This window comes from Nitrosococcus halophilus Nc 4 (assembly GCF_000024725.1).
Lineage (GTDB): Bacteria > Pseudomonadota > Gammaproteobacteria > Nitrosococcales > Nitrosococcaceae > Nitrosococcus > Nitrosococcus halophilus.
In genome coordinates, this window is record NC_013960.1 from 1147090 (window position 1) to 1158851 (window position 11762).

Consider the following 11762-nt stretch of genomic DNA (forward strand, 5'->3'; position numbering starts at 1 on the left):
GGGGTGAATGAAGATGAAGAAGTGGATTTCCATTCTGGGTGGCCTGCTGCTGGTGCAACTGGTTCTAGCGATAGCTGTCAACTTGATGGGCGAGGACTACGGGGCCTTTGAGCCCCAAGAAAAGCTGCTTGCCTTTGATGAGAAGGGGGTAGACGGGCTGCGCATTGAAGATGGCGAGAACAGTCTGGTGTTGAAAAAACGTGACGGCAAATGGCTGTTGCCGGATAGCGGGGACTTTCCAGCCGATCAGGAGGCCGTGGAGCGGCTGCTGGACAAGCTGGCCACACTGGAAAAGGGCTGGCCGGTGGCCACCACCGCGGGGGCGGCCAAGCGTTTCAAGGTGGACGATGAAGCCTTCGAACGCAGGCTGGCTCTGTTGATAAAGGAGGAGACCCAGGCGGTGCTCTATGTGGGTACCTCGCCAGGATTTCGTAAGGTTCATGTCCGGCCTGAGGGGGAGGACGCAGTCTACGCCGTGGCCTTCAATACCTGGGAGGCCAATGCCAAGGCTGACGATTGGATTGACAAGGACATTCTCAGGCTGGAGGGGGACCAGGTCACCCGGGTGGAGATGCCTGAATTCACTTTGCAACGGAATGACGAACAGTGGCAGCTGGTTAGTCTTAAAGCGCAGGAGGAGACCAATGGAGAAGAGGCCCGCGCCTTGGTGGATAAGCTGACCGGCTTGCCCATTGAGTCCCTGCTAGGCACCGAGGCGAAGCCTTCGTTCCGGCAAGAGGCGCCTGAATTTGAGGTTAAATTAGCCCGAAAGGGAGGCGATCTCCTGAGCTATCGTTTTTCCAAGCCCGAGGACGAGGATTATTACGTGTTGAAACGCTCTGATTTGGATCACTACTTCAAGGTTGCTCCATTCGCTGTAGAGCCGATTCAAACGACTGGGCGGGAAAAGCTGGTGCAAACCAAGACGGAGGAAGCGCCGAGCGAAACCTCTGGCGGCGATATCTCTGCTGAGGCGGAGGTAGAAGCGGCAGAGGTGCAAGAATAATGAAAGTCTCCTGTTGGGTATTTACCGAAATTCCGCCCAAAGCCCCTTCCTTTAGGGAGGGGATGTAGGGCGGTTCTGCTAATATTAAGTGATGAAACTTAAGGCCAACATAAAAACCCTGAAAGTCAGAGTCAAGGATAAGCATAAGCCAGTCCTTGAGCGCATGGCCTTTGAAGTCAATCAGGTCTGGAATGCGGCTAACGAAATCACGGCGGATTATTCCTATCATGCCAAGATCAAAAATAGGCGTTTAGACGCCCTCCATAAATTCACGACACAAGTGGTTCGTGAGAATGCATTCATCGTCGTGGGCAATGTCAGCAGTTCCAGCCTTGCTAAAACTAAAATGGCTAAATCTGTTTTAGATGCGGGCGGGTTTATGCTGAAAACTCAGCTTGATTATAAATCGAAGGCGATGCAAGCCGAGTTTGTAGAGATCAACGAAGCGTACACTACCCAAGCCTGTTCGTGCTGTGGCTGTATCAGCAACGGTAGTCCGAGAGGTAGGGCGGGTCTTGGAATAAGAGAATGGTCATGCCCTGAGTGTGGGGCGCATCACGATAGAGACGTGAACGCAGCCATGAACATTCTCGCGGCGGGGCATCGCCGTCTTGCGGAAGGAATTCCCCTCCTTTAGGGCGGGAAGGATGTCAATGTGCAATCCAGGGCCCTTGTATATCTGTAGCTTGCCATGTAACAGCGGTGAGACTAAATTTTTTATATCGGTTTGGGGGATAACGTCGACCAAGACAGGACACGCGTTATGAACTTTCGCTCCTATGGCCGCGTTGACAAAATGGGCAAACGAGGAGTTGGGCGCTGATGCCAGCCAAGGAACTGAGATTTGGACATGACGCACTCCAGCGTATGGCGTGCGGTGCCAGCATTCTTGCCCAGGCGGTCAAGGCGACACTAGGGCCGAGAGGGCGTAATGTCGTGATCCAAAAGCCATTTGGCGGCCCCGCCATTACCAAGGATGGTGTGGCTGTGGCGAAAGAGGTTGAGCTTGAGGATCAGTTTGAGAATATGGGCGCCCAGATGGTAAAGGAAGTGGCCGCCAAAACCTCGGAAATCGCCGGTGACGGAACAACCACCGCTACTGTACTGGCTCAATCCCTCTTTCAGGAAGGTTTGAAATCGGTAGCGGCGGGCATGAATCCAATGGATATCAAGCGCGGCATTGACAAGGCTGTCGAGGCGGCAGTTGAGGAACTGAAACATCTATCCATCTCCTGTGAAGACAGCAAGGCCATTGCCCAGGTAGGGACGGTATCGGCCAATGGTGACGAGGAGATCGGTGGCTTGATTGCCTCTGCCATGGAAAAGGTGGGTAAGGAAGGGGTCATCACCGTGGAGGAAGGCACCGGGCTGGCAAATGAACTGGAGATTGTCGAGGGCATGCAGTTTGATCGGGGCTATCTGTCGCCTTATTTCATCAACAAGCCTGAAGAGATGAATGCGGAGCTGGAAGAGGCATTTGTTCTGCTCTACGACAAGAAGCTCTCCAATATCCGGGATTTGTTGCCCTTATTGGAAGCTGTCGCCAAGTCGGGGAAACCCTTGCTGGTGATTGCCGAGGACGTGGAGGGCGAGGCGCTAGCCACCCTGGTAGTCAATGCGGCGCGCGGTATTATCAAAGCGGCGGCCGTTAAGGCGCCCGGGTTCGGGGACCGACGCAAGGCCATGCTGCAAGATATTGCCATTCTAACCGGTGGCAAGGTGATTTCCGAAGAGACCGGCCTGACTCTGGAAAAGGCTAGCCTGGATGAATTGGGTTCAGCTCGGAAGGTTATCATCGCCAAGGAGACGACCACATTAGTCGGCGGCAACGGTGAACCTGAGGCAATCCAGGCGCGCATCAAGCAGATTCGCCGGGAGATGGATGACGCTACATCCGACTATGACAAGGAGAAATTGCAAGAGCGCCTGGCTAAATTGTCCGGTGGTGTGGCGGAACTCAAGGTGGGCGGGGCGACGGAAACGGCGATGAAGGAGAAGAAGGACCGGGTCGAGGATGCCATGCATGCGACGCGGGCGGCTGTCGAGGAAGGAGTAGTGCCGGGCGGAGGCGTGGCGTTGGTGCGCATGATGCAAGCCCTTCAGGCCCAGGGCCTAAAGGGCGCAAATACCGACCAAAACATCGGTATCAAGATCGTCCTGCGCGCCATGGAGCAACCATTGCGGGAGATCGTGGTGAATGCAGGGCTGGAGCCGTCGATAGTTCTGAATAAGGTGAAGGAGCGCCAGGGAAACTATGGGTTTAACGCCCAGACCAGCGAGTACGGCGACATGATCGAGATGGGGATTCTGGACCCGAGCAAGGTTGTACGGGTGGCACTACAGAACGCCGCTTCCATTGCGGGATTGATGATCACGACAGAGGCCATGATCGCCGAGGCGCCTAAGAAGGAAATGGAAGTACGGCCGGGCGTGGGAGAGATGGGGGGCTACTGATAATACCAATTTCATGTAATTTTGCATTGTATAGATGCAGTCTAAACAAGCACTTGAAGCCTTAATAAATTGCATTCTTTGATTAAATTGGTATAAGGAATGAGCAGGTCCAGGTTTCGGAGGATCATGTTCAGGTCCGTGGGCGGCAAAACTTTCACGGGTCTACGTGGGTCTACCGGACCCACGGTCCCGGCTCATCCTTGAGGCGCCCCCTCAGGGCCTCTTGCGGAGGTCCCGATTCGCTCCCGGCGAATCGGTGTTGCCGACGGTCTCTTCACACTTACCCCGAACTCCTTTAGGTCTCATTTAAACGGAAAATGGTATAGCATCGGCCTGGACCTGCGGCACCATATTCCATCTTTTGCAAGGCTGCTTGATTATTTGTACCTGCTGAAAATCACTGATCTGCGATTTGCCGACGGCGTTGTCGATTTGGCCTTCCGCTGCTGCCCACGGGACGGGGCGTCAATGTGCTGCTGTAAGGAAGAGAACATCGAAATTGTGGTTATTGTTTGATGCCGCTCCGGTGTGGTTTTGCGTATGGAACGCCGGGAAGGTGAACTGAAGATTACCATGGGGGTCCAAAACAGTCGGCCGCCACTAGGAGATTTGAAAATAGGGCAATATGAGATGGTGGAGGGGGTTGAATGATTACAAGATATCCCTACATAAACCACAATAACATGATTTGGGGGATTAAAAATGCATAAATATCGAATAAATCTCTTCCTATGGGTGGCGTTCCTTGCGCTGCCAGTGCACGCACTCGAGGGCGACGGTGGTGTTGAGAGCCTGCGTCAGACGGGCAAGGCATTTGCTGCGGTAGCCCGCCAAGTATCACCGTCGGTGGTCTTTATCCAGGTGGAAACCACCCACGAGGGCCGTGCCCCGACACCCTTCGGCGATGAGTGGCCCTTTGGGGATGAGTTCTTCAGGCGCTTTTTTGGCGAGCCATTTTCACCCCCGCAGGAAGAGCCGAGGGGGCAGCGCCGCGCTATCAGCCAGGGTTCAGGTTTTGTGTTTTCATCGAAAAAGGGTTTGTTGTCGGACAAGACCTACATTCTCACTAACAACCATGTGGTAGAAGGCGCCGATAAGATTCGAGTCCAGTTCCAGGATGGTCGCGAATTCGATGCTGAAATTGTAGGGACCGATCCCAAATCCGAGATTGCGGTGATTGAGATCGAGGTCGGCGGACTGCCCGCCTTGCAGTGGGGTGATTCTTCTAAGCTCGAGGTAGGCGAATGGGTGGTGGCCCTGGGCAATCCCTTTGGGTTGAGCCATACCCTGACGGTCGGTGTGGTCAGCGCTAAAGGTCGCACCAGTTTAGGCATCAGCGACTATGAAGATTTTATTCAAACGGATGCCGCCATCAATCCGGGTAATTCCGGCGGTCCCCTGGTGAATCTGGACGGTAAAGTGATAGGCGTCAACACGGCCATCTTCAGCCGCAGTGGCGGCTATATGGGCGTAGGATTCGCCATTCCCAGCAGTTTGGCCAAAATTATTGCCGACCAACTGATTGAAACTGGCGAAGTGATCCGGGGTTATCTGGGGATCGTGATTCAGCCGCTAACAGCGGAGCTAGCGGAATCCTTTGGCTTGAAACAGTCCCAAGGCATCCTGGTCGCCCAGGTATCCGAGGACTCGCCCGCGGCGAAGGCGGGACTCAAGCAAGGTGACGTCATCATCAGCTACCAGGGAAAGTCGGTCAAAGACATCGGTGATTTCCGCAATCGCGTCGCACTCACCCCACCTGGCAGCCGCGAGGCTCTCACCCTCCTTCGTGATGGCAAGCAACGGGAGGTCAAAGTGACCATTGGCGAACTTAGCAAGACTCAGACGCTCGCCCAAGGTCCTGCCCAGACCGCAGAAGAACTGGGCCTGGCGGTGCAGACCCTGACTCCGGAGCTGGCTAGGCAATTTGATGCCAAAGCCGGTGAAGGCGTGGTGGTCACCGGGGTTAAGGCTGGCTCCATCGCCGCCATGGCAGGCATCAGACCCGGCAATGTAATCCTTCAGGTGAACCGCAAACCGGTCAACAGCGCAGAGGAGTTCGATCGCGCAGTGAAGGAAAGCCGTGACGATAGGCGTGTCTTGCTATTAGTTCGCTCAGGCGATATGCAACGCTACGTCGTTTTGCGCTGGTAAACTCTATGTTCCGCGCCCGTCTGCGTTGATTTGGAGGGTAAGCGAATCATTGGTTCACCATTGGTGGCGGGTGCTCGCTCCCCCATTTCAGCGCGTGGGCGCAATGGGCCTTACACATACCCGAGAGGATGACACCGGTTATTCGCGGTTGAAGCCGCTCCTACAAGAATCTTAAGAGGGGTGTCTCTGCTGTAATGGGTCCCGCCAGGTGGAGGCCGTGGGAGCGGGGGATATCGTGGGCTGGGCGCAAAGCCGGGTTTGAATAACACGAATAGGGCGAGATGCTTGCCATCCCATAAGGGCGGTGTTTGGAGAAGCGCCTGTGGTGAGTGTCCGCATTCGCGCCCATTTACGATCCCACCGGGCAAACAAAAGGAGATGATCGCCATTCATTGAACCGCCACAAGATAGCGGTTCGGGGAAGACCGTAAAGCGTCTTCTATCCTGCACGTCGGTCATGTAGCGTCCTGCATGCCCGTCATACGGGTGTCCGGCGGGCGGGGCGCGGCCCGAGGCGAATGAGCCGCGCCCATATTACAATCCGGGTTAACACTGCCGTTCTCCGCCTTCGGTTGAGGCGACGGTCATTTGCAATGGGGCAGGTGACTGCAACTGAAGGAGATTTAATGAAGAAATTGAAGGTTATCGATCAACGGCAGGAGCGGTCGAAGAAACGGAGACCATGGCTTAAATGGCTGTGTAATCCCCGTTCGCTTCGGCTATTGATTTTGTTTGGTCAGATGATTTTCTCATTTATAAAGATGCTGATCGAGTTGATGCAAATGTTTCGGAGCTAGACCGCTAACTCGTTTTGTAACTAGGCCCTCAAACTTTAGAGAGGTGACAATATGCTAAATGAAGCTCTGAGGTTGATGAGGGTATTCCATGACATGAAGCAGAAAGAACTTGCAGAGAAACTCGGAATATCCAAATCACATCTCTCGGAAATTGAATCGGGAAAAAAAGTGCCGACACTGGCGCTTTTAAATCGATATTCGGAGGTATTTGGAATACCTGTTTCTTCGATTATGTTCTTCTCTGAGAATCTGAACAGTGGTGTAAAAATTGAGAAAGCCAGAACTTTTGTATCCTCCAAAATTTTGGCTCTAATGAAATTCATTGCAGAACGGTCGGGGCATACCCATGCAGAGTAGAAACCGGAAAAGTTATGCGCTCGATCAATCGCCGTTCTATCGATTATCTTCCAAAAAAAACTCTCGGAGATTTTGGGTATTACTCTATCGGAGTTAAAAAAGCTGATCTGTTCCAAAGGTCTATATAAAGAGTGGGATGAAGTTAACGCCAAAGGAAAGAAGCGGCACATCGAGAATCCGCATCTCCCATTAAAACGAGTACAGGGTCGTATCGCTAAACTCCTTAGTCGAATCGCACCTCCTCCTTTCTTGTTTTGCCCGGTCAAGGGACGCTCTTATATCAGTAACGCCCGACAACATGTAAATGGCAATGTGGTACGGAGTCTTGATATCAAAGAGTATTTTCAAGCCACTTCATCTCAGCGCGTATATTGGTTTTTTCACAAAAGAATGAGATGCGCGCCGGATATAGCATGGATTTTGACAGCCCTTTCGACCTTTAAGGGGAGACTACCGACCGGCAGTCCCCTCAGTCCAATCTTGGCATACTATGCACACGTCGATATGTGGGAGGCAGTTGAAGCTATCGTACATGAGGCAGGTTGTACCCTGACCCTTTATATGGATGATTTGACGATATCGGGCACAAATGTGTCTAACAAGGTCATGTGGAGGATTAAAAGGCAAATTCACCGCCGCGGTTTGCGGTATCACAAAGAGAAATTTTACTCCGGTAAAGAAAGTGCTGAGGTCACTGGTATTGTCATCAGGGACGGCCTATTAAAAATGCCTAACCGCCAACATCAAAAAATCCATGAAATGCGGCAGCGGCTTCAGCGAGAAACCACTCTTCAACAACGAGAAAGACTAAAACAACAGCTTCAGGGACGCCTCTCACAAGCCCGACAAATTTCCTCGGCCAATGAAAAAATAAGATAGTAACACGCTATCTTCCAAAAACACCTCATACGTAATGACTTTTCCCTCATATTAAAGTATCGCGTAGAACCCAATCCTCAGCCGGTTGAATTTAAAGTTGACCCAGGCAGCAAAACCACCGGCCTAGCCTTAGTCAGTCATTTCCCAACGCAAGGCCGCGTGGTGTTATGGGCCGCCAATCTTACCCATCGCGGGCACGCCATCCGTGAGCGGCTAACCAGTCGTTGCAGTTTGCGCCGAGGCCGAGGAGGCAGAAAGACTCGCTACCGCGCGCCACGGTTTCTAATACCAATTTAATCAAAGAATGCAATTTATTAAGGCCTCAAGTGGTTGTTTAAATTGAATCTATACAATGCAAAATCACATAAAATTGGTCACTACTGTCCCACTAAGAATTAACGAAAAAGGCCTGAAAACCAACTTGTTTTGATACAATGAAATCACGACAAATCATTGAAGAACAAGAAGGAGTTCAGGCCTTGGCACATCATAATACTGTATTTTCTCAGTTACTGAAACTAGTCCCGAGACATGAATTCGAGGTGCTGGCAAATCAGCACCACGAGGGCCGGAAACTACGCAAGATGACCCGTTGGTCACAATTTGTTTCCATGGCACTGGCACAGCTGTCAGGGCGCACTAGTTTGCGTGATGTGGTCAGTAATCTATCGGCTCAGGCCAGAAAACTCTACCTTTTAGGTGCCGTGCCGGTGAGCCGCTCCTCTCTAGCCCGGGTTAATGAGAAACAACCCTATGCACTGTACGAAGCGTTATTCGCCAAACTGTTTTCCCGCTGTCAAGGGCTCGCGCCCCGTCATGGTTTCCGGTTCAAGAACAAGCTCTACTCACTTGATGCTTCTACTCTCGATCTGTGCCTGAGCGTCTTTCCCTGGGCGAAGTTTCGAACCACCAAGGGGGCCGTCAAGCTCCATGTCGGTCTGGATCATGACGGGCTGCTCCCGCATTGATGACCGTCACTAACGGCAAAGTCCACGATATTACCGTGGCCCGTACTTTGGCATTACCCAAAGGCAGTATCGTGGTCTTCGATCGGGGCTATACCGATTATGATGGGTATCATCAACTCAATACCCAGGGCATCTTTTTTGTCACGCGCCAACGTAAAAAGGCCCGCTATCGCGTGGTTGAACGCCGTAAAGTCGATAAATCCAAGGGCCTAACGAGCGATCAGACCCTCGAACTGACCGGCGCCAAGGCCCGAAACTGCCCGATCGCTCTGCGCCGCATCGGCTTTAAGGATTTTGACACCGGTATCCGGTATTGCTTCCTGACCAACAATTTTCATCTTGCTGCCAGCACTATCGCGGCAATCTATAAGTCCCGATGGCAGATCGAACTGTTTTTCAAATGGATAAAGCAGAATTTAAAGATCAAGCGTTTCTTGGGAACCTCAAAAAACGCCGTCATGACCCAACTCTGGATCGCCCTTTGTGCCTATTTATTGCTCGCTTATCTCAAGTTCGTCAGCAAAATAGACTGCTCTCTTCAGCAGATTATTCGATTGCTCCAGCTCAATCTGTTTGAGCGGCGCGACCTTCAAGCATTGCTACGAGGCGATCCGCCAGAACCAGAACTTCTACCTCTTCAGGCTTCATTGCAGTTTTCGTGAAAGTTTATGGGACAGTAGTGAAAATTGGTATAAATAGAACGAGGCCGAAGGGCTGGCTGCCGCCACCACTAAGATCGCGGGTTGAGAATGTTTCGACTTGGTTTAGCTGTCTGCTCGATAGAGCACCTATCACAGAGTGCCATATTGAGACCGTGCGTTTTGACTTGCAGAAGATTCAAAACCCTGAAATTAGCGGCGTTGAATATCAGCAAGGCGAGTTGCAAGGTTATGAAGTGCGCGAATACTTGCTGGAAAAATGGGGCAGAAAGTGCGCCTATTGCGGCAAAAAAGATATTCCGCTTGAAGTTGAACATAGTGTTCCTAGATTTAGCGGCGGTAGTGATCGAGTCTCTAACCTGACCCTGGCCTGCACACCCTGCAACCAAAAGAAAAACAACAAAACGGCTGCCGAGTTTGGATATCCTCAGATCCAGTCCAAAGCCAATCAGCCTTTAAAAGATGCCGCCGCAGTCAATGCCACCCGCTACGCCATTGGGCACGCCATCCAGTCGGTGGGGTTGCCCACCTCTTTCTGGAGTGGGGGGAGAACTAAGAGAAACCGACTCTCTCAGGGGTACTCAAAAGACTACTGGATTGACGCGTCCTGTGTCGGTATTAAGCTTACCCGATCTGCTACGAATTGTAGCGGTTGCCACTCTGCTTGAAGCATCTCCCGCAAAGCTTGCAATTGATTCCTTCCGTTGACTTGCCCAACACTAAGATGGGGTGTGAAGCCGCTGGTAAAGCGCCGCACCTCGTCGCAATCTGGGACCAGGCGCCAGATCGCTTCTTGTAATTGGACTAAAGTTTCCTTGGGTTCGGGGATTAACTATAGGGTAAAGTGGTTGCGACCGTGGTGGAAATAATTAACCTCTGCCAGCTCCACTGTAAAGGGTTCGATGCCTTCACAGACTGGCGCAATCTCCGGTATTAATCTAGCGAACTCTTCCCGGGGTCTAAAAGGATAGATTAGGGTGATATGGGGCATCCATCGACGTATCTGGCGGTCATGTTTGCGCCGAATTGCCTGAATTGATTCCCAGATCGTTTCCTGCGGAATGAGGACCAGGGCGGATTTATGGGTCTTGGAGGAGGTCATACTCTCTATAGTATCGTAGCTCATGAATGCCCATGCTTGGATATTTACTTCGCAGACCCTCTATATTACTGGCATATTACGCTAATCGTTGGGAGGCTGTATGAGAAGACCAGACTTTGCCCGGACCAATTTAAGCGGATTAGCAGATCGCGACTTGGAATTCTTGATCGAAAACATGCCCCAACCGGGGGGCAGTTACCAGGAGATCGCCAAGCTTATCAACGACCTGCCAACAACCCTGGAGTCTATGCTGACCAGCGAGTATGTGTTCCAAATGATCCGCGATCAGCAACGGCAGATCCTCAATATCTCTCCTTTTTTGCTGTTTAGCGTATTGCTGCGCCGCAGCCTGGCCCGCCCCAAATCATCGCTTGATCGGCAGGTTATCAATTACCTGGCTAACCTGCTTACCTTATTTATTCGAACCGATCGAGTCTATCGGGTAGAGTTGGGGGATTCCGAGCCTCGCGAATATGTGGTTGACCTACTCCAGGACGTACAAGAGGCCGATCCCCACCGCCAGTTCATTACCTATGCCCACATCGGCAACTACGCGCTCTGGTTGACCGGCCTGCAACTCGACTGGTTGGAATACCGCCACCGCTATCATCGACGTCCCATAGATACCCAGTACTATGTGGCCTCCGGTCAATCCAATTTCGGTCAGGCGGCGAGACACCGTCTGGCTAGGGAATTCAGCCTGGAAGATGTCTTTCTGCGCCTAGCCATGAGGTTTGAATATTATAAACAAGGGCTTAACTATATGACGCGACATTTTGTGCCGATGGGGTAGTGGTCAGTCTCGCGAAGTCAATATTACCCTCAATCGCGCCGAGCACCTGGAGCAGCTAATCCTGCCACAAGTTTTCTCGGCAAGTTTTAGTACTTTGAAGGAGTGCAGGGACGCACGACATCCCCCTAGCGATGATGCGAAACGGAGTGGCGCACGAAGTGCAAGGGTCACATTACTTGCGTTTTGCCATGAATCGGCGCTATGATTTTCTCGCTCTCGGAGCCTAGGGTGGGGAGCACCCGAAGTCAAAGCGCGTGGAGCGGTAAAGACCCTGAGGCCAAGGTCACCCCTTCGCCGAGGACTGCTGAGAAACGCGAATTCTTCAGGCTGATGAGGTTTTGTAGGAACAAAATTGCTATCAGTCATGGCGAAACTTCAATTGTGCTATGCAATGCCCTACGCTTGGCTGGGGCTACCCATAGCTGGAAATTGCGCGCCATCTCAAAAATCCCGAGGTCGTCATAGCCGCGAAGGGAAAATGCTATAGCCGTCGTTATCGTCTCCACTTGTACAACTGTCATACGCTTGCAAAACTTCTTACCTAAACTGAGCGACTGCGGGCGTTGCTCGTCCGTCGGTTTCGGCGGTTTTGACTG

The 11762-nt window shown here is 52.0% G+C and carries 10 protein-coding genes and 2 pseudogenes; 10 read left to right on the forward strand and 2 right to left on the reverse strand.

The window, feature by feature from the left end:
* Positions 1 to 7 precede the first annotated feature (7 nt).
* From NHAL_RS05720 to iscB, 9 genes and pseudogenes are all read left to right on the forward strand, one after another.
* The gene (locus tag NHAL_RS05720) at positions 8 to 1006 is read left to right on the forward strand and encodes a DUF4340 domain-containing protein (RefSeq protein WP_013032213.1); all 999 of its coding nucleotides are present in this window, start codon (positions 8 to 10) and stop codon (positions 1004 to 1006) included.
* Positions 1007 to 1097: 91 nt separating this feature from the next.
* Positions 1098 to 1643: an RNA-guided endonuclease InsQ/TnpB family protein gene (locus NHAL_RS05725; protein ID WP_013032214.1), complete on the forward strand. Its 546-nt coding sequence runs from the start codon at positions 1098 to 1100 to the stop codon at positions 1641 to 1643.
* A gap of 185 nt (positions 1644 to 1828) precedes the next feature.
* On the forward strand, positions 1829 to 3460 hold the full coding sequence (groL, locus tag NHAL_RS05730; protein WP_013032215.1) for a chaperonin GroEL: 1632 nt from the start codon (positions 1829 to 1831) through the stop codon (positions 3458 to 3460).
* Between the two features lie 702 nt (positions 3461 to 4162).
* Entirely contained in the window at positions 4163 to 5611 is a 1449-nt protein-coding gene (locus NHAL_RS05735; protein ID WP_013032217.1) for a DegQ family serine endoprotease, read from the forward strand.
* An 848-nt stretch (positions 5612 to 6459) separates the two neighbouring features.
* Positions 6460 to 6765 (forward strand): helix-turn-helix transcriptional regulator, encoded by a 306-nt coding sequence (locus tag NHAL_RS05745; protein ID WP_013032220.1) that lies wholly within the window; start codon positions 6460 to 6462, stop codon positions 6763 to 6765.
* 72 nt (positions 6766 to 6837) lie between these two features.
* A complete protein-coding gene (locus NHAL_RS05750; protein ID WP_013032221.1) occupies positions 6838 to 7644 on the forward strand; it encodes a reverse transcriptase family protein in 807 nt (268 codons plus the stop codon).
* Positions 7645 to 7671: 27 nt separating this feature from the next.
* A complete protein-coding gene (locus tag NHAL_RS20175) occupies positions 7672 to 7941 on the forward strand; it encodes an RRXRR domain-containing protein (protein WP_275261114.1) in 270 nt (89 codons plus the stop codon).
* A 182-nt stretch (positions 7942 to 8123) separates the two neighbouring features.
* A pseudogene (locus NHAL_RS05755) lies at positions 8124 to 9274 on the forward strand (IS4 family transposase).
* 17 nt (positions 9275 to 9291) lie between these two features.
* Entirely contained in the window at positions 9292 to 9939 is a 648-nt protein-coding gene (iscB, locus tag NHAL_RS05760) for an RNA-guided endonuclease IscB (RefSeq protein ID WP_238985450.1), read from the forward strand.
* Here iscB and NHAL_RS21790 read toward each other — a convergent pair.
* Positions 9861 to 10397 (reverse strand): annotated as a pseudogene (locus NHAL_RS21790) (2'-5' RNA ligase family protein). The gene iscB and the pseudogene NHAL_RS21790 overlap by 79 nt on opposite strands.
* A gap of 76 nt (positions 10398 to 10473) precedes the next feature.
* Between NHAL_RS21790 and NHAL_RS05770 the strand changes: the two are divergent.
* A complete protein-coding gene (locus tag NHAL_RS05770; protein WP_013032222.1) occupies positions 10474 to 11166 on the forward strand; it encodes a hypothetical protein in 693 nt (230 codons plus the stop codon).
* 362 nt (positions 11167 to 11528) lie between these two features.
* On the opposite strand, the gene NHAL_RS20945 is transcribed toward NHAL_RS05770, so the two are convergent.
* Positions 11529 to 11687: a hypothetical protein gene (locus NHAL_RS20945; protein WP_157862486.1), complete on the reverse strand. Its 159-nt coding sequence runs from the start codon at positions 11685 to 11687 to the stop codon at positions 11529 to 11531.
* Positions 11688 to 11762: the final 75 nt, after the last annotated feature.